The following is a 24404-nucleotide window of genomic DNA, read 5'->3' as shown; positions in this document are numbered from 1 at the left end:
GCCTGACGTGGCCGCATCAACATCAATCGCCGTCTTCCGGACGGAGGCCAGGCTGTTCGCCCGCGAGCCGGGGAACCTGTTCTGGATGTCGGTCGCGCCCACCGCGCTGCTGACGATCCTCGGCCTCATCCCGGCTTTCCGGGAGGCCAACCCGAACTACGGCGGCCTGCGGGTCATCGATCTCTACGTCCCGGTGGCGCTGCTCATGGCCATGATCATGGCCGGTGTCCAGGCCATGCCGCCGGTGCTGGCCGGTTACCGGGAGCGCGGCATCCTCCGCCGCATGTCGACCACCCCGCTGCGGCCCACCGCCCTGCTGGCCGCGCAGATCGGGCTGCACGGCATCGCCATGCTGGGCTCGGCGGTGCTGGCGATCGGCGTTGGTCGCCTCGCGTTCGACGTCGCCTTGCCCGACCAGTTCGCCGGGTACGCCCTGATCATGGTCCTCACCGCGCTCAGCGTGCTCGCGCTGGGTGCCGCGCTGTCCGCGGTGGCGCGGAACGCGAAGGCCGCGGGCGCGATCGGCTCGGTGGCGTTCATCATGATGATGTTCAGTGCGGGGGTGTGGATCCCGGTGCAGGCGATGCCGGACCTCCTGCAGCGCATCGTCTCGTTGACGCCCCTGGGGGCGGCGTCGCTGGCGCTGGGTGAGGCGGCCGGAGGAGGCTGGCCGAGCTGGTCGCACCTGGCGGTCGTGGTGGTTTGGACCGCCGTTCTGGCCGGGGCGGTGCGCTGGTTCCGGTGGGAGTAGTCGAGCGTGAGCGGGCGGACCGGTGAGGGGGCGTGACGGTGGCCGAGCGGAGGGATTGGCTGGACCGGTGGGCGCCGTACGCGCTGCTGGGCACCGGAGCGCTCGTTTCGGCCATCACTGCGGACGCGTTGATGACGGGCGGGGAAGCGCGGGCTTCGGCCGCGTTGGTCCTGGCGGCGTTCGCCTTGCAGCTGTGGTGGGAGAAGGTGCGACCGGCCGAGCCCGCGAAGGGTGTGCTCGGCCGGGTCTACTTCACGGTGCGGTGGGTGCTCGCGTTCGCGCTCACCTGGCTCAACCCGTTCTTCGCGATCTACGCGGTGGTCGGCTACTTCGACGCCGGGCGGCTGCTGTCGCCGCGCGTGGGGATCGCCGGGATGCTGGCCACCGCGTTGATCATGGCGGGCTCCCAGTCGGGTGGGCTCCCGCCGGCCAGTGCGGTGAGCTGGTTCGCGCTGCCGGTGCTGTTCGCGCTTAACGGCGGCCTCGTGCTGTTCTTCCGGCGTCTGGAGATGCAGCGGACCGAGAACGCCAGGATCGAGGCGGCGATGATCGACGAGCTCCAGCAGACCAACGCCCAGCTGCGGCGGGCTCACGAGGAGAACGCGGCGCTGCACGCGCAACTGCTGGTGCAGGCGCGGGAAGCGGGGATCAACGACGAACGCCGGCGGCTGGCCGCCGAGATCCACGACACGATCGCGCAGAGCCTGGCCGGGATCGTCACGCAGTTGCAGGCGTCGGTGGACAGCGGTGATCCGGCGGTGGCCCGCAGCCATGTGGAGCGGGCGGCGGACCTGGCGCGCCACGGTCTCGGTGAAGCGCGCCGGTCCGTGCAAAACCTGTCGCCCAGCGCGCTGGAGCACGACGAGCTGCCCACGGCGCTGCAGAAGATCGTCGAGCAGTGGTCGGCCGCCGCCGGGGTGCGGGCCGATTTCACCGTGACCGGCGTGGTCGAGGCCCTGCACGGGGAGATCGAGGCGACGCTGCTGCGCATCGCGCAGGAGGCGCTGGTAAACGCCGAGCGGCACGCCGGTGCGACCAGGGTTGGGGTGACTTTGTCCTTCATGGACGACGAGGTGAGCGTCGACGTGCGCGACGACGGTTGCGGTTTCGACCCGCATCGCGTGACTGTCCGGGAACGCGCCGGGGGTTTCGGGCTGGGGGGCATGCGCGCCCGCGCGGAGCGGGTGGCGGGCACCTTCGAGATCGAGTCCGAAACCGGGCGGGGGACCGCGGTTTCGGCGCGCGTACCGTTGGTGCGCCATGTCTGACCGCGTCATTACGTTGCTGATCGTCGACGACCATCCCGTCGTGCGCGACGGCTTGCGTGGGATGTTCGGTTCGGTGCCCGGCATCGAGGTCTTGGGGGAGGCCGCCGACGGGCCGTCGGCGGTCGCGCTGGCTGCGGAGCTGGATCCCGACGTGGTCCTGATGGACCTGCGGATGCCCGGCGGTGGCGGGGTGGCGGCGATCGCCGAGCTGGTTCGGCGAGGTTGCCGGTGCAAGGTGCTGGTGCTCACCACCTACGACACGGATTCCGACACCCTCGCCGCGATCGAGGCGGGTGCCACCGGCTACCTGCTCAAGGACGCGCTGCGCGATGAGTTGTTCGCCGGGGTGTGGGCGGCCGCGGCGGGTCGGACGGTGCTCTCACCGGCGGTGGCCTCGCGCCTGGTGTCTCGCGTGCGAACGCCCGGTGAGCAGCCGTTGAGCGGGCGGGAGCGCGAGGTCGTGGGGTTGGTGGCCAAGGGCAGGTCCAATCGCGAGATCGCCGCGGCCCTGTTCGTCAGCGAGGCGACGGTCAAGACCCACCTGACCCACCTCTACGACAAGTTGGGGGTCAACGACCGGGCCGCGGCGGTCGCGGCCGCCTACGAGCGCGGCATCCTCGGCTGAGGTCCGGCGGGTTCAGGCGGCGACGGATTCCTTGGCCGTGGCTTCGGGCGTCGGCTCCGGCAGCGGCCCGCGGTAGCGGGATTCACACCAGAGCATCGCGGTCACGATGATCACCAGCGTTGCCGCCAGCACGTGCAGGACCACCATCGTCTCGGGGACGCCGAGGTAGTACTGCACGGAGCCGATCCCGCCCTGCACCAGCACGAGCACACACGCCGCGCCGTAGGTCTTCAGCAGCGCCTTGGTCGGGCGGGCGCTGCGCAGCCACACGCCGAACACCGCGAGCAGCAGTACGTACGCCATCACCAGCAGGCCGTGGGCCTGCACCATCGTCGGTACCGGGAGGTCCAGCCGCGGGGTGTCCGGGTCGCCGGCGTGCGGGCCGGAGGCGGTGACCAGGGTGCCGAGGACCAGCACGGCCGCGGTGACCACGACCAGGGCGGCCAGCAGCTTGCGCATCGGCGGCGGCACCACGCCGACCGGTTCGCGGTCGCCCTCGGTGGTCGCCTTGACCAGGATCGTGGCCAGCCAGATGAGCACCGCCGAGGCCGTGAAGTGCATCGACACGCTCCACCAGGCCAGGTTGACGCGCACCGTCATGCCGCCGATGATCGCCTGCGCGATCACGCCCAGCGGCATGATCAGCGCCAGCCGGATCAGCCGCTTCCGGTAGGGCAGGCACCGCCATGCGGCCAGTAGGCAGGCCAGCGCGATGAACCCGATCACGCCGGTCAGCAGCCGGTTGCCGAACTCGATCACCTGGTGGAGGGTCGCTACCTCGGGGTGCTCGACGGGCACCATGCTGCCTGGGAAGCACTGTGGCCAGGTGGGGCAGCCGAGCCCGGAACCGGTCACCCGGACGATCACGCCGGTCACCGAGATCAGCGCCTGCGTCACCAGCACCGCGATTGCCAGACCGCGCACAAGGCGCGGCGACGGGTGGGAGATCCGGGAAGTCATCGAGGCCGTGGGCACGGACTCGATGGTAGGACGCCGCCGAAAACCGTCCACCCGCAGGGGCTTGACAACGCGGTGCCGGTGAGAGTGGCTTGCGTTCCGGCGCTTTGTCCGCAGTCCCGGGTCAGGTCAGCCGGGTGGTCCGGATCGCCACCGCGCCGCACACCGCGCCCCATGCCACGAGCACCGCGACCGGCTGCACGCCGGGCAGGGTGCCGTTGACCAGCACCGCGTCCAATGCCTCCGCGAGGGCACCGGACGGCAGGAAGCCGGCGACCGCAGCGACCGGGCCGGGCAGCTCGCTCGCAGGCAGCGCCAACCCACCGGCGAGCAGCAGCACGAACCAGATCGCGTTGGCCAGCGCGAGCACGATCTCGGCCCGCAACGAGCCACCGACCAGCACCCCGGCCGCGCCGAAGGCGAGCGTGCCCAGCACCAGCAGCGGGATGGCGGGCAGCAGCCCGGCGAGCGCGGGCGACCAGCCCAGCGGCGCCGCGGCGACGCCCAGCACGACCGCCTGCAGAGCGACGACCAGCAGCGTCGCCAGGACTCGACCGGACACCAGCGTCCAGCGCGGCAGCGCCGTCGCGGACAGCCGCTTGAGCACGCCGTAGCGGCGGTCGAAGCCGAGCGCGATGGCCTGCCCGGTGAACGCCGTGGACATCACCGCCAACGCCAGGATGCGCGGCATCACCGAGTTCACCCGCGGCTCCGGCAGGGTGCCGATGTGCAGCGTGCTCAGCCCGATCAGCAGCGCCAGCGGGATGATCAGCGTCAGCAGCGCCTGCTCGCCGTGCCGGATGATCAGCAGCGCCTCAACCTTGGTCTGCGCGGCCAGCATCCGGCCCGCGCCGCCGCGGCCGGGCTTCGGCGCGAACGTGCCCGGCGGGAACTGGGCGCCGAGCTGGGCGGGAGCGTTGGTCTCGGCGTTCACGATCGCAGCTCCCGTCCGGTCAATTCCAGGAACACGTCCTCCAGGCTGCGGCGGCTGACCCGGAGTTCCTGCGCGAGCACGCCGTGCTGGGCGCACCAGGCGGTCACGGTCGACACCACCTGCGGGTCGACCACGCCGCGCACCACGTAGTCGCCGGGGCGCAACTCGGTGGCCTCGCAGCCCTCCGGCAGCGCGGCCAGCAGCAGCTTCAGGTCCAGCCCGGGCTGGGAGCGGAACCGGAGTTCCTGCCTGCCGTCCTCGGGTTCGGTGAGCTCCGCCGCGGTGCCCTCGGCGACCGCTCGGCCGTGGTCGACGATCACCACCCGGTCGGCCAGCGCCTCGGCCTCGTCCATCAGGTGGGTCGTCAGCAGCACGCTCACCCCGTCGCGGCGCAGCGCGCCGACCAGGTCCCAGACCAGCCGCCGCGCCTGCGGGTCCAGTCCTGCGGTGGGCTCGTCGAGGAACACCAGCTCGGGGCGGCCGATCAGGGCGCAGGCCAGCGACAGGCGCTGCTGCTGGCCGCCGGAGAGCCGCTTGTAGGGGGTGCGGCGGGCGCCCTCCAAGCCGAGCACGTCCAGCAGCCACGCAGGGTCCAGCGGGTCGGCGGCGCAGGAGGCGATCAGGTTCAGCATCTCGTCGGCGCGCACGCCTGGGTAGGCGCCGCCGCCCTGCGGCATGACGCCGATCCGGGGCCGTAACGCCTCGGACTGGGTGCGTGGGTCCAGCCCGAGCACGCGCACTTCGCCGTCGTCCGGGCGTTGGAAGCCCTCGCAGATCTCGACGGTGGTGGTCTTGCCCGCGCCGTTGGGCCCGAGCAGCGCCAGGACGCTGCCGCGCGGCAGGCACAGGTCGAGTCCGGCAACGGCGACGGTGTCGCCGAAGCGCTTCTTCAGCCCCCGCAACCGGACGGCCGGGTTGTCGGCGTTGCTCACGACATCCAAGCCTATTGCGTGACCGGCCGAACACCGCCGCGGGTCGGCAGCAGGCCCGGGACCTTGCCGCGCACCAGCCAGAGCGTGATCGCGAAGGCGATCGCGGCGGCGATCACCGCGAACGGGATCTGGTAGGCGCGCAGCACGAAACCCGCCCCGGTCGGCGGCACCAGCAGCGACACCGCGGCGCAGATCGCGGTCGCGGTGATGCGGAACCGGTTGCTGTTGGTGGACAGCGCCAGCGGCACCACCGACCACAGCAGGTACCAGGGCCACAGCACCGGCACGGCCAGCGCGAGCGTGAGGAACGTGATGCCCATCGCGGCCAGCGGTTCGATGCGGCCGCGGAAGGACAGCCACAGCATCCGCAGGCAGCCGGCGGCGACGATCAGGTATCCGATGATCTTGGTGATGACCAGCATCGCGTCGGTCTGGTTGCCCAGCCCCAGCAGGGTGCTCAGGCCGCCGCCGGTCATGCCGAACGCGGTCAGAGGCGCCATGAACGTCTTGACCCGGTTGGGCACGTCGAAGGTGTCGATCCAGCCGAGCCCCCAGCCGCTGGCCACCGTGATGACCGTCATGGTGGCCAGGAACACCGCCGCCAGCAGCGCCGCGACCCGCACCAAGTCGCGGAACCGGCCGCCGCGTCGCAGCACCAGGTAGATCCCGAAGAAGCCGAGCGCGATCCAGCCGGGCGGCTTGATCGCCCCGGCGATGGTCAGCAGCACGCCGGCGGCGATGGTGCCCGGCACGGTCTGGTAGCGCAGCCCCAGCTCGATGGCGGCCAGCATGATGCCGACCATCAGCGCCTCGTTGTGCATGCCGCTGACCACGTGGAACAGCACGATCGGGTTGGCCGCGCCGAGCCACAGCGCCGCTGCCGGGTGCACCCCGCAGCGGCGCGCCAGCCGGGGGATCGCCCAGATCGCCAGCGCCAGCCCGCACAGCATCACCGCGCGCCACACCAGCACCCCGAACACCACGTTGTCGCCGACGATCCGGGAGATCACCTGGCCGAACATCAGGAACAGCGGCCCGTACGGCGACGGGGTGTCGCGCCAGATGTTCGGCACGTTGGCGGTGAACGGGTGGTCGACGCCCAGCGCGGCGGCCGAGCCCAGCACGTACGGGTTGAAGCCGCGGGCGGCCACCTCGCTCTGCGCGAGGTAGCTGTACATGTCGGTGCTGAACAGCGGCGGGGCCAGGGCCAGCGGCAGCGCCCACATCGCCAGCGTGCGGGCCAGCTGGGTGACCGACAGCATCCGGCCGCGGCCCGGCCAGCAGAGCTTTCCCAGCCACAGCCAGGCGATGACGATCATCAGCATGCCCAGCCAGCAGCTGGCCATCGCGACGGTCGGGATCCGGACGGGCAGACCTATCAGGCGGGCCCCGGACAGCGGGTTGTCCACCGGGGCGGCCCCGGCGCCGATCGCGCCCACCGCGAGCACCAGCGAGCCGGTGGTGCCGAACCGGCGGACGACGTCGAGCTGCCGCCGCTCGGTGCGGTCCAGGGGCTTCGGTTCCGCAGGACCAGGGTCGGGACCTGCGGGTGCTGGGTCTTTCGATTCGACTGCCGCCACGACGACGAAGGGTAATCGCGTGAGTCAGCTCACGCGGCCGCCCCGCGCTCTGGTGCCGCGGGACGAAATAGGTAACATTCGTGTTGTGAAAAACGTCGGGACGCCTCCGCCTGTCGACGTGGCTGGCACCGAGGGCCACGTGGCCCAGCAGGGTGCTGCCTCGCACGGCGACGGACGCACCCGGCACGCGGTTGCGCGGTTGCTGCTGGAACGGGGGCCGATCACCGCTGCGGCGGTGGCCGACGAACTCGGGCTGAGCCCCACCGCGGTGCGCCGGCACCTCGATGTGCTGGTCGCCGAGGGCGAGGCCTACACCCGGGAAGCCTCCGCGCGGGGCCGTCGCGGTCGTGGCCGACCCGCGAAGCTGTTCCTGCTCACGGAAGTGGGCCGGGCGCGGTTCGGGCACGCCTACGACGACCTGGCGGTGGCGGCGCTGCGGTTCATCGCCGAGCACGAAGGGGAGCAGGCGGTCCGCGAGTTCGCTGACCGGCGGATGGCCGCACTGGTGGCCAACCACCGGGAGGTGCTGGCGGCCGCGACCGACCCGGCGAAGCGCGCGGAGGTCCTCGCCGACGCGCTCACCAGGGAGGGCTACGCTGCCTCGACACGAAGCGTCGGCAGCGGCGAGCAGCTCTGCCAACACCACTGCCCGGTGGCGCACGTCGCTGCGGACTTCCCGCAGCTGTGCGAGGCCGAGACGGCGGCGTTCGCCGAAGTCCTCGGCACCCATGTGCAGCGGCTGGCCACCATCGCGAATGGTGATGCGGCCTGCACCACGCACGTACCAACCGCGCGGTTCGCGGATCCGGGTGGCGACACCTCGGACACCGTGCAGACCCCTGCTGCCCCGGTCCCGAAGGGTCAGCAGAACACCGCCCCGATTCCTTATGGAGGGGAGTCCGTATGACTGCCGCTGCGGAGCAGCGCACACCCACCACAGCGTCCAACGGCAACGGCCAGCTCAGCCAGGACGAAATCCTGGCCAGCGTGGGCAGCTACGAGTACGGCTGGGCCGACTCGGACGTTGCGGGTGCCAGCGCACGTCGTGGGCTCGACGAGAACGTCGTCCGCGACATCTCGGCCAAGAAGGACGAGCCCGAGTGGATGCTGGAGACCCGGCTGAAGGCGCTGCGGCTGTTCGACCGCAAGCCGATGCCGAACTGGGGCGCCGACCTGTCGGGGATCGACTTCGACAACATCAAGTATTTCGTCCGCTCCACCGAGCAGCAGGCCCAGACCTGGGACGACCTGCCCGAGGACATCAAGAACACCTACGACAAGCTGGGCATCCCGGAGGCCGAGAAGCAGCGCCTCGTCGCGGGTGTGGCCGCCCAGTACGAGTCCGAGGTCGTCTACCACAAGATCCGCGAGGACCTTGAGGAGCAGGGCGTCATCTTCCTGGACACCGACACCGGCCTCAAGGAACACCCGGAGCTGTTCAAGGAGTACTTCGGTTCGGTCATCCCGGCCGGCGACAACAAGTTCTCCGCGCTGAACACTTCGGTGTGGTCGGGCGGCTCGTTCATCTACGTGCCGCCGGGCGTGCACGTGGACATCCCGCTGCAGGCCTACTTCCGGATCAACACCGAGAACATGGGCCAGTTCGAGCGGACCCTGATCATCGTCGACGAGGGTGCTTACGTGCACTACGTCGAGGGCTGCACGGCGCCGATCTACTCCAGCGACTCGCTGCACTCCGCGGTCGTGGAGATCATCGTCAAGAAGGGCGGCCGCTGCCGTTACACGACGATCCAGAACTGGTCGACCAACGTCTACAACCTGGTCACCAAGCGCGCCAAGGCCGAAGAGGGCGCCACTATGGAGTGGGTCGACGGCAACCTCGGCTCCAAGGTGACCATGAAGTACCCGTCGGTGTTCCTGATGGGCGAACACGCCAAGGGCGAGGTGCTCTCGGTGGCGTTCGCCGGCGAGGGCCAGCACCAGGACGCGGGCGCGAAGATGGAGCACCTGGCGCCGCACACCTCCTCGACGATCGTGTCCAAGTCGATCGCCCGGGGCGGCGGCCGCACCTCCTACCGTGGCCTGGTCAAGGTCGCGAAGCGGGCGCACCACTCGTCGTCCAACGTCAAGTGCGACGCGCTGCTGGTGGACACCATCAGCCGCTCCGACACCTACCCGTACGTGGACGTCCGCGTCGACGACGTGTCGATGGGCCACGAGGCGACCGTGTCCAAGGTCAGTGACGACCAGCTGTTCTACCTGATGCAGCGGGGCCTGACCGAGGACGAGGCGATGGCGATGATCATTCGCGGTTTCGTCGAGCCGATCGCCCGCGAGCTGCCGATGGAGTACGCACTGGAACTGAACCGCCTGATCGAGCTGCAGATGGAAGGGGCCGTCGGCTGAGATGAGCACCACCAAGACCGACGCCCAGCACGGCCTCTCCGAGCATTCGCACGGGGGCGGCACGGGCATCCCGCAGTCCTCCCGCGGGGCGCGCTTCACGTCCTACGACGTCGAGGCCTTCGAGGTGCCCGGCGGCCGCGAGGAGGACTGGCGCTTCACGCCGATGAAGCGGCTCAAGGGCCTGCACGACGGCACCGCCTCCGCCACCGGCAACATCAAGGTCGAGGTCGCTGGCGACGGCGCGACCGTGGAGACCGTGGGGCGCGACGACGCGCGGATCGGCAACGGGGGCATCCCGTCCGACCGCGTCGCCGCGCAGGCCTGGAGCTCCTTCACCGAGGCCACCGTCGTCACGGTCCCGAAGGACACCAAGCCCGAGGACCCGATCACCATCACGGTGCACGGCCCGGGCGAGGGCCAGGTGGCCTTCGGACACCTGCAGGTCCGCGCCGAGCAGTTCGCCGAGGCCGTCGTGGTGATCGACTACCGCGGTTCCGGCACGCTGGGCGACAACGTCGAGTTCGTCGCCGGTGACGGCGCGCAGCTGCGCGTCGTGTCCGTGCACGACTGGGCCGACGACGCCACGCAGGTCAGTTCCGAGCACGCCTGCCTGGGCCGCGACGCGGTGTTCCGGCACCTTGCCGTCACCCTCGGCGGCGACCTGGTGCGGGTCAACACCACCATCACTTACGGCGACAAGGGCGGCGACGCCGAGCTGCTCGGCCTGTACTTCGCCGACGCCGGCCAGCACCTGGAGCACCGGATGCTGGTGGACCACGCGGTGCCGAACTGCCGCAGCAACGTGCTCTACAAGGGCGCGCTGCAGGGCGACTCGGCGCACTCGGTGTGGATCGGCGACGTGCTGATCCGGGCCGCGGCAGAGGGCACCGACACCTACGAGCTCAACCGCAACCTGGTGCTGACCGAGGGCGCGCGGGCCGACTCGGTGCCGAACCTGGAGATTGAGACCGGCGAGATCGAAGGCGCCGGGCACGCCAGCGCCACCGGCCGGTTCGACGACGAGCAGCTGTTCTACCTGCAGGCCCGGGGCATCCCGCAGGACCAGGCCCGGCGCCTGGTGGTGCGCGGGTTCTTCGGCGAGCTGCTGCAGAAGATCACCGTGCCCGAGGTCCGGGTGCGGCTGGAAGCCGCGATCGAGGACGAACTCGCCGTCGTCGGCGCCTGACCTAAGAGCTTTCGCACACACCAGGAGAACGAAGAAGAATGGCCACCCTGGAGATCAAGGACCTGCACGGCTCGGTCCTCACCGAGGAAGGCGCCAAGCCGATCCTCAACGGCGTCAACCTGACCGTCGGCTCGGGCGAGATCCACGCCATCATGGGCCCCAACGGCTCCGGCAAGTCGACGCTGGCCTACGCAATCGCCGGGCACCCGAAGTACCGGATCGACTCCGGTTCGGTGCTGCTGGACGGCGAGGACGTGCTGGCGATGAGCGTCGACGAGCGGGCCCGCGCCGGTCTGTTCCTCGCCATGCAGTACCCGGTGGAGGTGCCGGGCGTGTCGATGTCGAACTTCCTGCGCACCGCGGCGACCGCGGTCCGCGGCGAGGCCCCGCAGATCCGCAAGTGGGTCAAGGAAGTCAAGCAGGCCATGTCGGACCTCGACATCGACCCGTCGTTCGCCGAGCGCAGCGTCAACGAGGGCTTCTCCGGTGGTGAGAAGAAGCGGCACGAGATCCTGCAGCTGGACCTGCTGGACCCGAAGTTCGCGATCCTCGACGAGACCGACTCCGGCCTCGACGTCGATGCGCTGCGGGTGGTTTCCGAAGGCGTCAACTCCTACCACGCCAAGGGCGGCAAGGGTGTCCTGCTGATCACCCACTACACCCGGATCCTCAAGCACATCACCCCCGACTACGTGCACGTCTTCGCCGACGGCAAGGTCGTCGAGTCCGGCGGTGCCGAGCTCGCCGACGAGCTGGAGGAGAAGGGCTACGTGCGCTTCACCGGCAAGAAGGAGGCAGCCGTCCAGTCATGACCGTTCAGCCTCCTCGCACCGAGGGTGCGAGCATCCCGAGCACGCCCCTGGACGTGGCGGCGATCCGGGCGGACTTCCCGATCCTGGGTCGCACCATCCGCGACGGCCGCCGCCTGGTCTACCTGGACTCCGGGGCTACCTCGCAACGCCCGCGCCAGGTGCTCGACGCGGAGCGCTCCTTCCTGGAGAACTCCAACGCGGCCGTGCACCGCGGCGCGCACCAGCTCGCAGAGGAGGCCACGGACGCGTACGAGGGCGCGCGGGACCGAATCGCCCGCTTCGTCGGGGTCGACGCCGACGAGGTGGTGTTCACCAAGAACGCCACCGAGGGCATCAACCTGGTCGCCTACGCCATGAGCAACGCCGCCACGTCCGGGGCGGAGGCCGAGCGCTTCCGCCTCGGGCCGGGCGACGAGGTCGTGGTGACCGAGATGGAGCACCACGCGAACCTGGTCCCGTGGCAGCAGTTGTGCGAACGCACCGGCGCCACCCTGCGCTGGTTCGGGGTCCTCGACGAGGGCCGCCTCGATCTGTCCGATGTGGACGCTTTGATCAACGAGCGGACCAAGGTGGTGGCCTTCACCCACCAGTCCAACGTGCTGGGCACCGTGAACCCGACGGAGCAGCTGGTCTCCCGGGCGCACCAGGTCGGTGCGCTGGTGGTGCTGGACGCCTGCCAGTCGGTGCCGCACGCTCCGGTGGACTTCAAGGCGCTGGGTGTGGACTTCGCGGTGTTCTCCGGGCACAAGATGCTCGGCCCCTCCGGGGTAGGCGTGCTCTACGGGCGCCGCGAACTGCTGGCCGCGATGCCGCCGTTCATCAGCGGCGGCTCGATGATCGAACTCGTGCACATGGAACGCTCCACGTTCGCCGCGCCGCCGCAGCGGTTCGAGGCGGGCGTGCCGATGACGTCGCAGGCCGTGGGCCTGGGCGCGGCGGTCGGCTACCTGACGGCGGTCGGCATGGACCGCGTCGCCGAGCACGAGCGGCAGCTCACCGAGCACGCGCTCCGGGAGCTGTCGACGATCGACGGGGTGCGCATCATCGGGCCAACCAACACCGAGCACCGCGGCGGCGCAGTGTCGTTCGTGATCGACGGCGTGCACCCGCACGACGCCGGTCAGGTGCTGGACGACCAGGGCGTCGAGGTCCGCGTCGGACACCACTGCGCATGGCCGCTGCACCGCCGGATGGGAATTCCGGCGACAGTGCGGGCGTCGTTCTACTTGTACAACGAACTGGACGAGGTCAAGGCGTTGGTGGACGCGGTGCGCGAGGCGCAGCGCTTCTTCGGGGTGGCTTGATCGGGACTGCCGGAGAACTCTTCATGCAGCTTGAGCAGATGTACCAGGAGATCATCCTGGACCACTACCGCAAACCGCACCGCCACGGCCTGCGGGAACCCTTCGACGCCGAGTCGTTCCAGGTGAACCCCACCTGCGGCGACGAGGTCACCCTGCGGGTGCGGTTGGCGGGCACGGACGCCGACGCGATCGTCGACGACGTCTCCTACGCGGGGCAGGGCTGTTCGATCAGCCAGGCGTCCGTGTCGGTGCTCACCGACCTGGTCGTCGGCAAGCCGCTGCGGGAGGCGCTGACCACCGAGGCAGCGTTCAGCGAGCTGATGCACGGCCGTGGCAAGGTCGAACCGGACGAGGACGTGCTGGAGGACGGCGTCGCGTTCGCGGGAGTGGCGAAGTACCCGATGCGCGTGAAGTGCGCGCTGCTGGGTTGGATGGCTTTCAAGGACGCGGTGTCGCGCGTAGTTGTCGAGGAGGCGTCATGAGCGACGAAGCCCCGGTTCAGGAAATTGACGTGGCCCGCAGCGCCGAGGCGCTGCCCGAGCAAGCCGCGCCGGCCGCCGAGGTGGCGGCGCTCGAGGACGTCGAGGAAGCCCTCCGCGACGTCGTCGACCCCGAGCTGGGGATCAACGTCGTCGACCTCGGGCTGGTCTACGACATCCGGGTCGAGCAGGACAACACCGCCACCGTGGACATGACCTTGACCTCGGCGGCTTGCCCGTTGACCGACGTCATCGAGGACCAGGCACGGGCCGCGTTGACGACCGGGCCCGGTGGTGGGTTGGTCAACGACTTCCGGATCAACTGGGTGTGGATGCCGCCTTGGGGCCCGGAGAAGATCACCGAGGAAGGACGCGAGCAGCTGCGGGCTCTCGGGTTCACCGTTTGAGGCTTGGTTTTTCGGGGAGGGACACCCGGGTTTCCGGGTGTCCCTTTCTTTTTGGGGTTTTGAGGTTTCGCCGGCGTATCGAATCCGGATTTACCAGGCCGGGCCCGGCAGTTCCGGGTCGTGCGTCGGGAAACCCGGGGGCACCGCCGGCTGCTCGCCGCGGAGCACCTCGATGCGGTCCGAGCCCGGCCGCGACATTACCCAGCTCGAACCGGTCAGCGACTTGGCGCGCTGCTTCAGCGGCGCGAGCTTGGTGGAGACCTCGTCGTAGGAGTCGACCGTCGTCGGCGTGCACACCAGCGTTGCCAGCGACAGGCTCACGGCGAGGTGCTCCGCCGAACGCGGCGGGTCGAGCACCAGCTCGGCCAGCGGCACCAGATCGTCGAGGGCGGCCACCAGCAGGAAGTCGTCGCCGCCGACGTGGCCGACCTGCACCGAGCTCAGCGCCGTCGCCGCGTCTGTGAGGCTGCGTCCGATCACGCGGATCAGGTCGTCGCCGGCGGAGAACCCGGCAGTGTCGTTGACCTTCTTGAAGCTGTCGATGTCCAGCCAGCTCACCGCGAAGATCTCGCCGGCGGCGATCCGGCGGGCCACGTCGCGGGCTATCGCGTCGCTGCCTGGCAGGCGGGTCAACGGGTTCAGCGCCGCCGCCTCCTCCACCTTCAGCTCGGCCATGCCGCGGATCAGGTCGCCGGCTCGCACCGCGCCCAGGCAGCGGCCGGACTCGTCCACCACGATCGCGTCGTCGTACATCCGGTACTGGTCCGAGCGGGTCACCAGGCTCAGCGCTTCCATCGCCGTCGTCGCCGTGTTGACCACCCGCGGCTTATCGGCCAGCCGCGAAGCGGGGCGCTTGGCGTGCAGCGCGTGCCCGTACGGGCCGGTCACCGCCAGCAGGAACCGATTGCGGTCGATGGTCCACACCGGCCGGTTCTCGTCGTCGACCAGCACCACGCCGCTGATCTCCGGGTGATCGGCCAGCACGCTGCGCACCTTGTCCGCCGTCGCGTCGATCGGCAGCATCGTCGCCGGGGAAAGGAACTCCGTCACCCGGGGGCCCGTGGCGAGCGTGTTGATCGACGGGCCGTGCGGGTCGGTCACCTCAGCCGCCACACCCGGCACGCTGCTCGCCGTCGGCGGCCGGCGGGCCGCCGGGGCGAGCAGGTTCCCTTGCACCAGGCGGATTCCGTTGCGGCGCAGTGCGGTCAGCTGGCGCTCGTTCTCCACGCCCTCGGCGACCAGTTGGCTCTCGGTCGACTCGCACAGGTGGCGGACCGCCTCCACCACCGCGACCCGGGCCGTGCTGTCCGGCAGCCCGGCGATCACGGCGCGGTCCAGCTTGACCATCGCGGGCCCGATGTCGGCGATCAGGGTCAGCGGCACATCACCTTCGCCCACGCCGTCCAGGGCGACCTGGAAACCGTCGCCGCGCAGCTTGTCCACCCCGGCGAGCAGCTGACCGGGGTTCAGCCTTGCGAACGGCGGGCCGATCTCCAGCGTCACCTCCTGCTCGCGGCGGCCGATCTCGCGGAGCTTCTCGCGCACCGCGTCGAGCCGGGGGAGGTCGTGGATGACCGTGCCGCCGAGGATGTTCAGGTGCAGGGGGAGCAGCGACTCGTGCTCCGCCATCGAGGTCAGCGCGGCGGTCGCCAGCGACACATCCAGCTCGGTCAGCCGCCGCTGCCGGGCCGCCTCCCGGAACAGGTCCTGGACGTGCGAGCCTGCCGGCCGGGCCAACGCCTCGACCGCCACGATGGCACCAGTCTTGATGTTGATCAACGGCTGGAACGCGAAGCGCACTTCGTCAACCAACGCAAGCACGGAGTCGATGTTGCCCGGCCTCATGCCGCTCCATCGACGGTGTTCACGACCTGTTCACCGACATCTCAGTTCCTCATCCTCGGCGGCGGGCCGCCAACCTAGCTCGACCGACCGGGGCGGGACATCGTGCCGTCGGCGGTCCTGTGTCCAGTGACACAGCGAAACGGAAGCGTTCCGTTACGGTCTGCAGGGTTTGCCGGTTCTGGTGTCAGTCGCCGCCGAGGCCGTGCCGGGCCGGCGGGTGCCCCACCGAGAGACCGCCGAGAACCAGCCGCCGCCGGATCCGCCACGGCGCGTTGCGGAACAGCGCGGACATCGCGGCCGCCGTCCCGGCCGGGCTGCCTTCCGGGGCCAGGAACGCCGTCCGGTGCGGCTCGTCCAGCCGGAAGAACGCCTCGAAGAACCCCGGCACCAGGTCCGGGGGCAGCGACAGCAGGGCGTGCAGCGCCCGGTGCCGCAGCATGTGCGCGGCCACCGCGCTCGGCGGCCACTGGATCGACCAGCTCGCCCTGGCCGCGGTCGCCGGACCGGACGGGAGCGCGGCGCTGATCGCCGCCGCCAGCCACGGCGCGCGTTGCAGGGACGCCGCCACGCTGAAACCGGTCGCCGGGTGCACGAAGCCCGCCGCCGCGCCGAAGGGGATCACCCGACCAGGCCGGGGCAACGGGTCGTCCACCGGGAACCGCACCCGCTCCTCGTCGATCCGCCCGTGCGCATCCACCCCGGCCGCGGCGAACCGGCCGGCCAGCCTGCGGCGCAGCAACGCCAGCGGCAGCCCCGGGCGGCGCGCCAGCGAGGTCTCCTCGAGCAGTACCCGGTTCGGGCCGAGGTGGATCGCGTAGAGGAACGTGGGCCAGCCGCCGCGGGTTTGCGGGGCCGGCCGCCAGTCCATGAACACACCCGCATCCGGGTCGCAGAAAGGCTCCGCCGTTGCGGCGTCGACCACCCAGCCCACCGCGGACTGCTGGGCCGCGGTGTGCGGCGGGCGACCGCCGGAGAGGGCCCGTACGGCGCCGGTCGCGTCGACCACGACGGCCGCCGCGATTCGCCGACCGTCCTTCAGCACGACGGTCGAACCCGTCGGCCCGTGTTCGGCGGCCGTCACGCGCCCCGTCACCTCGACGATGTCGGCGCGCCAGAAGTGCTTCCACAACGCCGTGTTGTCCAGCACCGCGTACGGCCGCTGCCATTCGTGCCGGTGTGTGCCGTGCACCGCCATGCGCGGCATCACCGACGCCAGTGCCGCCGACGGCACCGACGGGGGCAGCTCGTCGCACCAGGTCCCGTAGGTGTGCGGCCAGACGCGGCGCGGGGCCGGGTCGACCAGCGTCACCCGCAGGCCCGTATCGCTGCAGGCGGCCGCCGCCGCACGACCCGCCGGTCCGCCGCCCACGACAACGACATCCACTGCAGCATCAGATCACGTCGGACGCGGGGTCCGCTGCCAGGGCGGCTAACGTCTCTTCATCTCGCGAGGACGGCCCCGACGTGGTGAATTGGCATTCATGATGTCGGGGATCCCGCGGCGAGGCGGCGTCTGAGGTTCCGCTACCCCGCGCCGCTACGCGAGCCAGCTGCGTACACCCATTAACGTGAGGCCATGCAGGATGTGCAGCCAACCCGGACCGGGCGGCGCAGCGGACGCTCCGGAGTTCGCAACGGCCCTGGTGATCTCGCCGCGAGCCCGTTCCGCGCGGACCGCGACCGGGTGTCCAGCTCCGCGTTCTTCGCCCGCCTCGGCGGCGTGACGCAGGTCGTCAGCCCCAGCGGCTCCGGGCTGCTGCTGCACAACCGGCTGACCCACAGCCTCAAGGTCGCGCAGGTCGCGCGGGCGATCGCCGAGCGGCTGGTGGCCAACCCGGACGACGTGGCGCGGCTGGACCGCCTCGGCGGCTGCGACCTGGACGTGGTCGAGGCCGCCGGGCTCGGCCACGACCTCGGTCACCCGCCGTTCGGGCACCTCGGCGAGAGCGTGCTGGACCGGCTGGCCCGGCAGCGGTTCTTGCTGCCGGACGGGTTCGAGGGCAACGCCCAGACCTACCGCGTCGTCACCCGCATCGACGTGCGCGGCGTCGGAGGCGATGGTCTGGACCTGACCGCGGCGGTGCGGGCCGCGCTGCTGAAGTACCCGTGGACGCGGCTGTCCCGCCCGCAGCCGCACCCCCGGCACCTGGACTCGCCACCGCGCGGCGCGTCCGAACCGGAGGACCAGCCGGGCACCGGGTCGGCCAAGTTCTCCTGCTACAGCACCGAACTCGCCGACATGATCGATGCCCGCGCGGCGTTCCGCGGACGGCTCGAGGACTGGCAGCAGACCGTCGAGGCGTCGATCATGGACACCGCCGACGACATCGCCTACGCGATCCACGACTTGGAAGATTTCCACCGCGTCGGGATCCTGCAGCACACCAGCGTCTCGCACGAGCTGACCGAGTGGCTCGGGCACGCAGTGGAATTCGCCGGCCGCTCCGACGCCGAGCTCGCCGGCGACGGCATGCGCCCCGGCTGCTCGCTGGAGCGGCTGCGGCGCCGGCTGCACGCCAAGGACGGCTGGATCGCCGACGACGAGGCGTTCGTCAGCGCGGTCAAGAAGGTCGTCGCGAACCTCGTCAACAAGCTGCTGGAGGTGCCCTTCGACCGCTCCCAGCTCGCCGAGCAGTCCATCGCGGCCTTCTCGGGGGAGTGGACCCAGCGCCTGGTGGAGGGCATCCGGGTCGAGGAGCACCCGAACACGCGTTCCGGGCACGTCGCGCTGGCGGTCGAGCAGTGGCACGAGGTGCAGGTGTTGAAGTTCGTGCACCGCCGGTTCGTGTTGCAGCGCCCCGACCTCGCGCTGCACCAGCGCGGCCAGGACCGGCTGCTGAGCAAGCTCGTCGAGGCGCTGGACAACTGGCTGATCGACCGCAGCGAGGCTGCTCGGCTGCCGCACCGGCTGCGCGACCTGTTCGACCGGGCCCGCGCCGAGTTCGCGCAGTTGCTCAGCGACGACCCGGAGCTGCTGGTGGTGCCGGGCGCTCCGGAGCCGGTCGACGCCGAGCGCCTGGAGGGGATGGCGCGCGGCCGGGCCGTGATCGACTTCGTCGCCTCGCTGACCGATGACCAGTCGGCCGCGCTGCTGGAGGCCCTGTCGGGCCGGACCACCCAGTTGTGGAGCGACACGTTCGTGCTGTGACGCGGGCTGTTCGGGTGTGACCGATGTGATGCGGTCTGCGATCAAATCGGTGGACACCGCCCGATACAATGTGTTCGTGGTTAGCAAGCGTTTCGTGGTTCGCGTTCCCCGCGCCACCCCATCGCTGGTCCGCCCGGTCGTCGTCTAGCGACCGCGCCGCTCAGCAGTGCCCACGCCCACCCGGCCCGACCGGTGGGCGCGTTCGTGGAACCGCTTGACCACTATCCTTCGGAGCTTCCTTTGATTTCTGCCACCGGCCTGGAGCTGCGCGCCGGCTCCCGCATCCTGCTCTCCGACGCGACCCTGCGCGTCCAGCCCGGCGACCGGATCGGACTGGTCGGCCGCAACGGCGCGGGCAAGACCACCACGCTGCGCGTGCTCGCCGGCGAGGGCCAGCCCTACGCCGGCGACGTGGTCCGCCGCAGCGAGCTCGGCTACCTCCCGCAGGACCCGCGCGAGGGCGACCTCACCGTGACCGCCAAGGACCGGGTGCTGTCCGCGCGGGGCCTGGACCAGCTGATCCGCGACATGGAGAAGGCCCAGACCGCGATGGCCGAGCTGGTCGACGAGCGGGAGCGGGACAAGGCGATCGCCCGCTACGGCAGGCTCGAAGAGCGCTTCGCCGCGCGCGGCGGTTACGCCGCCGAGAGCGAGGCCGGGCGGATCTGCAGCAACCTCGGGCTGCCCGACAGGGTGCTCAACCAGCCGCTGAGCACGCTCTCCGGTGGTCAGCGCCGCCGCGTCGAGCTCGCCCGGATCCTGTTCGCCGCGTCCGAGTCCGGGCCCGGCGGCGGGTCGGCCAGCACTCTGCTGCTCGACGAGCCGACGAACCACCTCGACGCCGACTCGATCAACTGGCTGCGCGACTTCCTCAAGAACCACGACGGCGGCCTGGTGGTCATCAGCCACGACGTGGATCTGCTGGCCGCCGTGGTCAACAAGGTGTGGTTCCTCGACGCCATCCGCGGCGAGGCGGATGTGTACAACATGGACTGGGACCGCTACCAGGACGCCCGCGCCGCCGACGAGAAGCGCCGCCGCCGCGAGCGCGCCAATGCCGAGAAGAAGGCGTCGGCCCTGATGGCGCAGGCCGACAAGATGCGGGCCAAGGCGACCAAGGCGGTCGCCGCCCAGAACATGGCCCGCCGGGCCGAGAAGCTGCTGGCCGAGGCGGAGACCGAGCAGGCCCAGGAGAGGGTCGCCAAGATCCGCTTCCCGGAACCGGCCGCGTGCGGGCGCACCCCGCTGACCGCCGAAGGCCTGTCGAAGTCCTACGGCTCGCTGGAGATCTTCACCGGCGTGGACCTCGCCGTCGACCGCGGCGCCAAGGTCGTCGTGCTCGGCCTCAACGGTGCGGGCAAGACCACGCTGCTGCGGCTGCTGGGAGGCATGGAGGAATCCGACGCGGGCGGAGTCGTGCCTGGTCATGGCCTGCGCATCGGGTACTTCGCGCAGGAGCACGAAACGCTGGACCACGACGCCACGGTGTGGGAGAACATCCGCAGCGCAGCACCGGACACCCCCGAGCAGCAGCTGCGCACCCTGCTCGGCGCGTTCCTGTTCCAGGGCGAGCAGTTGCAGCAGACCGCCGGCACCCTCTCCGGCGGTGAGAAGACCCGGCTCGCGCTGGCGGGACTGGTTTCCAGCGCGGCGAACGTGCTGCTGCTGGACGAGCCGACCAACAACCTCGACCCGGCCAGTCGCGAGCAGGTGCTCGACGCACTGCGCAGCTTCACCGGGGCAGTGGTGCTGGTCACGCACGATCCCGGCGCGGTGCAGGCCCTCGAACCGGAACGGGTCATCCTGCTGCCCGATGGGACGGAAGACCACTGGTCGGACGACTACTTGGACCTCGTCCAGTTGGCGTAACGACGGTTGCGGTCGCAGCGTGCACTACTACGGATGGATTAGTGCGTTCCGGTGATCGCCGGGCGCACATCTCGACCATTGGCCGATCTTTTTTCCATGATCGCCTGGCGTTCCCGCGTTTCCTGTTCGATCATTGCGCTGACAGGGGTCGCGAGGCCCGACCTGCTCAGAGGGAAGGCGGGGACACCGTGGCTGAGCTGAAGAAAGGCGCGCGCATCACGGGTAGTGCGCGGGACAAGCTTGCCAGTGACCTGAGAAAGAAATACGAGAAGGGGGCGAGCATCCGCGCTCTGGCCGAGGCAACCGGCCGGTCGTACGGGTTCGTGCACCGCGTCCTGAGCGAATCAGGCGTGCAGTTGCGGGGCCGCGGGGGCGCGACGCGCTCGAAGAAGAAGTGAGCACGGCGACCAGCGGTCGCCGGATTTCGACATAACATGACTCCAGCGATCTGCTCAGATCTGCAATGGAGGTCCGCTTGGCGGAGTCGATAGTGGACGCCGGCCTGTTGGATCGTGGCGGTGTGGGGCTCACGATCCACGGGCGGCGTGCCACGATCACCTTGAACCGCCCGGACAAGCTCAACGCGCAGACACCGCACACCTGGCAGGCGCTGCGGGAGATCGGGCGGTGCCTCAACGCGGAGATCCGGGTCGTTGTGGTGCGCGGCGCGGGCCGGTCGTTCTCGGTCGGCCTTGATCGTCGGCTGTTCGGATTCGCCGACGTCGACGGGGCGCCCGGGCTGGCCGCGCTGGCCCAGCGCCCCACCGAACAGGCCGATGCCGAGGTCGCCGGTTTCCAACAGGGGTTCAGCTGGCTGCGCGAACCCGACCGGGTAACCATCGCGGCCGTGCAGGGGCACGCGATCGGCGCCGGTTTTCAGCTGGCCCTGGCGTGCGACCTGCGCGTGCTCGCCACCGATGCGCGGCTGCGCATGGCGGAGACCGGGCTGGGGCTCGTGCCGGATCTTGGCGGTACGTTGCCCCTGGTCAGGACCGTCGGTTACGCAAAGGCAGTGGAGATCTGCCTGACCGGGCGGGAAATTCATGCGGAAGAGGCCGTGCGGCTTGGTCTGGCGAACTCGGTTGTCGAGCCAGATCTGCTCGACGACGCGGTGGACCGGCTCGCCGAAGCCGTCACGCAACCGCCGGCCGGCGCGGTCCGCGAGACGCTGGCGCTGCTGGTCCAGGCCGACGAGGCCGTCGACCCGGAGCAGCAGCTCGCGGCCGAGCGCGCCGCCGAGCTGCGCCGCATCGCGGAGCTGGCCGAGCACTTCGGCTCGGAGTAGATCAGCGCAGGCCCGGCACCCGTTCCCCGTAGTGCGCGAGGTTCGCCGCGTTCGCCTCGTCTCCGCCGACCGTGTTGGAGCTGCGCCAGACCGGCAGGTCGACGCCTGCCGCCGCGGCGAGGTCGTACATCTGCACCAGCAGCATGTTCCACAGGAACGCGTTGGCCATCGAGGACAGCGGCGCCGTCACCGGTGCCGCCGCCGGGTAGCTCGCATCGCCCCCGCGCACCAGCGTGTCCAGCACGATCCCGGCTTCTTCGGCCAGCGTCGTGCCCGCGCGCTTCGGGGCTTCGGCGCTCGCCGCCGGCGAGGTGATCGCGACGACTGTCGAGCCGGCCGCGCGGGCGAGCTTGGCCAACTCCACCGGGTACGGGTTCACCCCGGAGTTGGAGAACACCACCAGCGCGTCCGTGCCACCTCGGAAGCCGGCCCCGGTGAGCACCTCGTCGGCCAGGCCGCTGCGGCGTTCGGTCTTGGTGCTGGCCACCGCGCTATGCAGGGGCAGCAGGTCCGGGTGGTACAGCGGCCGGACCGCGGCCAGCCCGCCGGCCCGGTAGAAGGACTCCATCACCCCGGCCAGCGAGTGGCCCGCGCCGGCGGTGAACACCAGGCCGTCCGCCTGGATGGCGGCGAAGAGCCGGTCGGCTGCGGCTCGCAGGGGTTCGGCGTTGTGCGCGCCGATCTTTCGCAGGTGTTCCAGCGTCTGCTCGGCGTGGACCAGGCCGGTTTCCGACATGTTTGCGCTCCCGTGGCGAGACGATCGCGGACATGAGGTCTATACCAATCGCGGGGGCATCGGTCAAGACGCGCGGCATGCCCCTGCCCACCACTGGTGTGGTGCGCGGGATACGCTGTTGATCAGCAAGCAAGATCGGACCGCCAGGGGATGCATGCCACAACGAGGCAACCGCCGGGAACTGCTCGCCGACGCCGCCATCGAGGTGCTGGCGCGCGAGGGAGGCCGCGGGCTCACGCACCGTGCCATCGACCGCGAGGCCGCGGTTCCAGAGGGCACCACCAAGAACTACTATCCGACGCGCAGCGCGGTGTTCCTGGCTGTCGCGCGTTATCTCGCCGCCCAGCACACTGCTGCGCTGCGTGACCTGCGCAGCCAGATTCCCACGGACGTCACCGGTGCGGAAATCGTCGCGCTGTACGCAGCGATGCTGCGGCGGATGTCCACGAGCGCGAGGTCGCAATTCCTGGCGCTGTTCGAGCTGCACCTGGAAGCAGTGCGCAACCCCGAGGTGCGGGAGGCGCTCGGCGACATCACCGAGGCCAATGTGGACACTGCGGTGCAGTTGCACGCCGCGGTGGGGCGCCAGATGAGCCGCCGCGGCGCGGGATTGCTGGACGCGGGCATGCTCGGCGTGGCGCTGTCGATGCTCAGCCTGCCCGACGACCTGGTCGAGGAGCTCGGGCTCGACGACGCGGACGGACTGGCGCGGGCGTTATTGTCGTTGGGCTCGGGTCGGGACGAACCGACGCTCGGGGTGCTGCGGGACTGCGCTGGCTGAGCGGGGCTGCTGGCCTCCCGGTGGCGCTGCGATACCGGTGGATGACGCACGGTAGCCTTTGCGGGGCAACGGGATCTGGGCAGGGCGCCCTGGGGTCGCCCATGATCGAAGTGGATGCGGGGAGCATGTCGAATCCAGCGCAAGACGAGCCCGGCCCGCTCGAACCGCCTGCGGTCGTGTTCGCCCGCCTCACCGACGTCCCGGTGGGCGCCCTGGACAAGCTGATCGAGGCGACGCACGAGGTCTACGACGACCTCAACAAGGTGCTCGGCCACCCCTACTGGGGAGACCTGGTGTTCCACCAGGGCGCGGCGATCAAGGCGCTGAAGGAGGCGCGGATCTGCCTGGAAGGACTGCGCGCCGAGGCGGTCGGGGCTCGCAACACCGAACTGGGAATCACGGTTGCGACGGCGGTGGCCGACGGCGAGCGGTACTACGCGCAGACCGAGGACGACAAGGCCGAGTTGGTGGACAAGGTGCTGCGGCCGCAGCAGCCCGGCGCCAGCCACCTATATGTGTGGGACCGCCCGCACGAGGATCCCGAGGCGGCCGGGCCGTACCAGCAGATCCGGATCGTCACCGACGTGGCGGCCGAGGTCGGCGTCCTGAACTTCACCGAGGAGTCCGAGGACGGCGAACTCCGCTCCTGGCACACGCTCAACCCGGCGCCGTCGGCGGAGGCGCCGGCGCTGCCGTTCGACGCGGGCAGCACGCTGAAGTTCCCGCGCGACGCGGTCCTGCCGTTCCGGGACCTCCGCGCCGCACTGGACGAATTCACCCGAACCGGTCAGCGGCCGGAGGCCGTGCACTGGCAGACCGCGCGCTGGGGAGACCTGTAGAGGTTGTTGGTTTTGTCTTTGAAGCGGCGTAGCCGCTTAGCCCACCCTCGCAGCTTGCGCGGCCGCGGGTTCTCAGACGTCGCCTGGCGAGGACAGCCCCTGCGCCGCGTATTGGTCATACATGAGCCGAGGATCCCGGAGTCCAGGCGGCGGCTGAGGTTCCGCCACTTGCGCCGCTACGCACTCGCTGGGATCGGCTTGCTGGACACCATCGGCGGCTCGCTGGCCAAGGCCACCGAAGACCCGGGCAGCCGCACCGCCGCGCTGATCGCGTTTCTGGTCACGGCCTCGGGCCTGAC

Annotated in this window: 24 protein-coding genes; 17 read left to right on the top strand and 7 right to left on the bottom strand. The window is 70.6% G+C overall.

What is annotated here, in order from left to right:
• Nucleotides 1-7 precede the first annotated feature (7 nt).
• Genes SSPN_RS0125805 through SSPN_RS0125795 form a run of 3 tightly spaced genes read left to right on the top strand, consistent with a single transcriptional unit; the run spans nucleotide 8 to nucleotide 2644 of the window.
• Complete coding sequence (locus SSPN_RS0125805; protein WP_010310705.1) at nucleotides 8-751, top strand: ABC transporter permease; 744 nt, start codon at nucleotides 8-10, stop codon at nucleotides 749-751.
• A gap of 32 nt (nucleotides 752-783) precedes the next feature.
• A complete protein-coding gene (locus SSPN_RS0125800) occupies nucleotides 784-2019 on the top strand; it encodes a sensor histidine kinase (RefSeq protein WP_010310703.1) in 1236 nt (411 codons plus the stop codon).
• The gene (locus SSPN_RS0125795; protein ID WP_029535721.1) at nucleotides 2012-2644 is read left to right on the top strand and encodes a response regulator; all 633 of its coding nucleotides are present in this window, start codon (nucleotides 2012-2014) and stop codon (nucleotides 2642-2644) included. Before SSPN_RS0125800 ends, SSPN_RS0125795 begins: the two co-directional genes overlap by 8 nt.
• A gap of 12 nt (nucleotides 2645-2656) precedes the next feature.
• Here SSPN_RS0125795 and SSPN_RS0125790 read toward each other — a convergent pair whose 3' ends face one another.
• The 4 genes from SSPN_RS0125790 to mptB form a co-directional block, all read right to left on the bottom strand.
• Nucleotides 2657-3619 carry a COX15/CtaA family protein gene (locus tag SSPN_RS0125790; RefSeq protein WP_187764683.1) on the bottom strand — a complete coding sequence of 321 codons (963 nt, stop codon included), beginning with the start codon at nucleotides 3617-3619 and terminating at the stop codon, nucleotides 2657-2659.
• A gap of 106 nt (nucleotides 3620-3725) precedes the next feature.
• Nucleotides 3726-4442 carry an ABC transporter permease gene (locus tag SSPN_RS0125785; RefSeq protein ID WP_083822204.1) on the bottom strand — a complete coding sequence of 239 codons (717 nt, stop codon included), beginning with the start codon at nucleotides 4440-4442 and terminating at the stop codon, nucleotides 3726-3728.
• 89 nt (nucleotides 4443-4531) lie between these two features.
• Nucleotides 4532-5467 (bottom strand): ABC transporter ATP-binding protein, encoded by a 936-nt coding sequence (locus SSPN_RS0125780; RefSeq protein ID WP_010310695.1) that lies wholly within the window; start codon nucleotides 5465-5467, stop codon nucleotides 4532-4534.
• Nucleotides 5468-5478: 11 nt separating this feature from the next.
• Nucleotides 5479-7047, bottom strand: coding sequence for a polyprenol phosphomannose-dependent alpha 1,6 mannosyltransferase MptB (mptB, locus tag SSPN_RS0125775; RefSeq protein WP_010310692.1), 1569 nt, complete (start codon nucleotides 7045-7047; stop codon nucleotides 5479-5481).
• Between the two features lie 85 nt (nucleotides 7048-7132).
• Between mptB and SSPN_RS0125770 the strand changes: the two genes are divergently transcribed.
• From SSPN_RS0125770 to SSPN_RS0125740, 7 genes are read left to right on the top strand one after another with little or no spacing between them, the layout of a single operon-like run.
• The gene (locus SSPN_RS0125770) at nucleotides 7133-7954 is read left to right on the top strand and encodes a helix-turn-helix transcriptional regulator (protein ID WP_010310690.1); all 822 of its coding nucleotides are present in this window, start codon (nucleotides 7133-7135) and stop codon (nucleotides 7952-7954) included.
• Nucleotides 7951-9414: a Fe-S cluster assembly protein SufB gene (gene sufB, locus SSPN_RS0125765; protein ID WP_010310688.1), complete on the top strand. Its 1464-nt coding sequence runs from the start codon at nucleotides 7951-7953 to the stop codon at nucleotides 9412-9414. The genes SSPN_RS0125770 and sufB overlap by 4 nt, the downstream gene beginning before the upstream one ends.
• A gap of 1 nt (nucleotide 9415) precedes the next feature.
• Entirely contained in the window at nucleotides 9416-10600 is a 1185-nt protein-coding gene (gene sufD, locus SSPN_RS0125760; RefSeq protein WP_010310686.1) for a Fe-S cluster assembly protein SufD, read from the top strand.
• A gap of 38 nt (nucleotides 10601-10638) precedes the next feature.
• The gene (gene sufC, locus SSPN_RS0125755) at nucleotides 10639-11412 is read left to right on the top strand and encodes a Fe-S cluster assembly ATPase SufC (protein WP_010310684.1); all 774 of its coding nucleotides are present in this window, start codon (nucleotides 10639-10641) and stop codon (nucleotides 11410-11412) included.
• Nucleotides 11409-12716, top strand: coding sequence for a cysteine desulfurase (locus tag SSPN_RS0125750; RefSeq protein ID WP_010310681.1), 1308 nt, complete (start codon nucleotides 11409-11411; stop codon nucleotides 12714-12716). The genes sufC and SSPN_RS0125750 overlap by 4 nt, the downstream gene beginning before the upstream one ends.
• 23 nt (nucleotides 12717-12739) lie before the next feature.
• On the top strand, nucleotides 12740-13198 hold the full coding sequence (sufU, locus tag SSPN_RS0125745; protein WP_010310678.1) for a Fe-S cluster assembly sulfur transfer protein SufU: 459 nt from the start codon (nucleotides 12740-12742) through the stop codon (nucleotides 13196-13198).
• On the top strand, nucleotides 13195-13602 hold the full coding sequence (locus tag SSPN_RS0125740; protein ID WP_010310676.1) for a metal-sulfur cluster assembly factor: 408 nt from the start codon (nucleotides 13195-13197) through the stop codon (nucleotides 13600-13602). The genes sufU and SSPN_RS0125740 overlap by 4 nt, the downstream gene beginning before the upstream one ends.
• 90 nt (nucleotides 13603-13692) lie before the next feature.
• Here SSPN_RS0125740 and SSPN_RS0125735 read toward each other — a convergent pair whose 3' ends face one another.
• Both SSPN_RS0125735 and SSPN_RS0125730 read right to left on the bottom strand, forming a co-directional pair.
• Nucleotides 13693-15447 carry a GGDEF domain-containing protein gene (locus tag SSPN_RS0125735; protein WP_010310674.1) on the bottom strand — a complete coding sequence of 585 codons (1755 nt, stop codon included), beginning with the start codon at nucleotides 15445-15447 and terminating at the stop codon, nucleotides 13693-13695.
• 184 nt (nucleotides 15448-15631) lie between these two features.
• Nucleotides 15632-16816, bottom strand: a complete 1185-nt coding sequence (locus SSPN_RS0125730; RefSeq protein WP_029535719.1) for a lycopene cyclase family protein — start codon at nucleotides 16814-16816, stop codon at nucleotides 15632-15634.
• 207 nt (nucleotides 16817-17023) lie between these two features.
• Here SSPN_RS0125730 and SSPN_RS0125725 point away from each other — a divergent pair, with 207 nt between their 5' ends.
• The 4 genes from SSPN_RS0125725 to SSPN_RS0125705 all read left to right on the top strand — a co-directional run bounded on the left by SSPN_RS0125725 (nucleotide 17024) and on the right by SSPN_RS0125705 (nucleotide 21749).
• On the top strand, nucleotides 17024-18595 hold the full coding sequence (locus tag SSPN_RS0125725) for a deoxyguanosinetriphosphate triphosphohydrolase family protein (protein WP_010310670.1): 1572 nt from the start codon (nucleotides 17024-17026) through the stop codon (nucleotides 18593-18595).
• 240 nt (nucleotides 18596-18835) lie between these two features.
• A complete protein-coding gene (locus SSPN_RS0125715; RefSeq protein WP_010310665.1) occupies nucleotides 18836-20464 on the top strand; it encodes an ABC-F family ATP-binding cassette domain-containing protein in 1629 nt (542 codons plus the stop codon).
• Nucleotides 20465-20652: 188 nt separating this feature from the next.
• Nucleotides 20653-20862 carry a helix-turn-helix domain-containing protein gene (locus SSPN_RS0125710; RefSeq protein WP_010310662.1) on the top strand — a complete coding sequence of 70 codons (210 nt, stop codon included), beginning with the start codon at nucleotides 20653-20655 and terminating at the stop codon, nucleotides 20860-20862.
• A 65-nt stretch (nucleotides 20863-20927) separates the two neighbouring features.
• A complete protein-coding gene (locus SSPN_RS0125705; RefSeq protein ID WP_010310660.1) occupies nucleotides 20928-21749 on the top strand; it encodes an enoyl-CoA hydratase/isomerase family protein in 822 nt (273 codons plus the stop codon).
• A gap of 1 nt (nucleotide 21750) precedes the next feature.
• On the opposite strand, the gene SSPN_RS0125700 is transcribed toward SSPN_RS0125705, so the two are convergent.
• A complete protein-coding gene (locus SSPN_RS0125700; protein ID WP_010310657.1) occupies nucleotides 21751-22485 on the bottom strand; it encodes a sugar isomerase domain-containing protein in 735 nt (244 codons plus the stop codon).
• 154 nt (nucleotides 22486-22639) lie between these two features.
• On the opposite strand from SSPN_RS0125700, the gene SSPN_RS0125695 reads away from it, so the two are divergent.
• From SSPN_RS0125695 to SSPN_RS62230, 3 genes are all read left to right on the top strand, one after another.
• Nucleotides 22640-23266 carry a TetR/AcrR family transcriptional regulator gene (locus SSPN_RS0125695; protein WP_010310655.1) on the top strand — a complete coding sequence of 209 codons (627 nt, stop codon included), beginning with the start codon at nucleotides 22640-22642 and terminating at the stop codon, nucleotides 23264-23266.
• A 125-nt stretch (nucleotides 23267-23391) separates the two neighbouring features.
• Complete coding sequence (locus SSPN_RS0125690; protein WP_010310653.1) at nucleotides 23392-24105, top strand: Imm1 family immunity protein; 714 nt, start codon at nucleotides 23392-23394, stop codon at nucleotides 24103-24105.
• A gap of 3 nt (nucleotides 24106-24108) precedes the next feature.
• Nucleotides 24109-24404: benzoate/H(+) symporter BenE family transporter (locus SSPN_RS62230; protein WP_192814551.1), on the top strand; the 296-nt coding region annotated here is incomplete at its 3' end.

It is taken from the genome of Saccharopolyspora spinosa NRRL 18395 (genome assembly GCF_000194155.1).
GTDB classification, from domain to species: Bacteria; Actinomycetota; Actinomycetes; order Mycobacteriales; family Pseudonocardiaceae; genus Saccharopolyspora; species Saccharopolyspora spinosa.
Note: the sequence above shows the minus strand (reverse complement) of the source record. Positions and strands in the feature narration are given on the sequence as shown.

Coding starts and splice junctions, on each gene's coding strand:
- SSPN_RS0125785 (WP_083822204.1), bottom strand. CDS start 4,442: ATGCTGGCCGCGCAGACCAAGGTTGAGGCGCTGCTGATCATCCGGCAC.
- SSPN_RS0125705 (WP_010310660.1), top strand. CDS start 20,928: ATGGAGGTCCGCTTGGCGGAGTCGATAGTGGACGCCGGCCTGTTGGAT.
- sufB (WP_010310688.1), top strand. CDS start 7,951: ATGACTGCCGCTGCGGAGCAGCGCACACCCACCACAGCGTCCAACGGC.
- SSPN_RS0125700 (WP_010310657.1), bottom strand. CDS start 22,485: ATGTCGGAAACCGGCCTGGTCCACGCCGAGCAGACGCTGGAACACCTG.
- SSPN_RS0125750 (WP_010310681.1), top strand. CDS start 11,409: ATGACCGTTCAGCCTCCTCGCACCGAGGGTGCGAGCATCCCGAGCACG.
- SSPN_RS0125695 (WP_010310655.1), top strand. CDS start 22,640: ATGCCACAACGAGGCAACCGCCGGGAACTGCTCGCCGACGCCGCCATC.
- sufC (WP_010310684.1), top strand. CDS start 10,639: ATGGCCACCCTGGAGATCAAGGACCTGCACGGCTCGGTCCTCACCGAG.
- SSPN_RS0125690 (WP_010310653.1), top strand. CDS start 23,392: ATGTCGAATCCAGCGCAAGACGAGCCCGGCCCGCTCGAACCGCCTGCG.
- SSPN_RS0125725 (WP_010310670.1), top strand. CDS start 17,024: ATGCAGGATGTGCAGCCAACCCGGACCGGGCGGCGCAGCGGACGCTCC.
- sufD (WP_010310686.1), top strand. CDS start 9,416: ATGAGCACCACCAAGACCGACGCCCAGCACGGCCTCTCCGAGCATTCG.
- SSPN_RS0125735 (WP_010310674.1), bottom strand. CDS start 15,447: ATGAGGCCGGGCAACATCGACTCCGTGCTTGCGTTGGTTGACGAAGTG.
- SSPN_RS0125740 (WP_010310676.1), top strand. CDS start 13,195: ATGAGCGACGAAGCCCCGGTTCAGGAAATTGACGTGGCCCGCAGCGCC.
- SSPN_RS0125795 (WP_029535721.1), top strand. CDS start 2,012: ATGTCTGACCGCGTCATTACGTTGCTGATCGTCGACGACCATCCCGTC.
- sufU (WP_010310678.1), top strand. CDS start 12,740: ATGCAGCTTGAGCAGATGTACCAGGAGATCATCCTGGACCACTACCGC.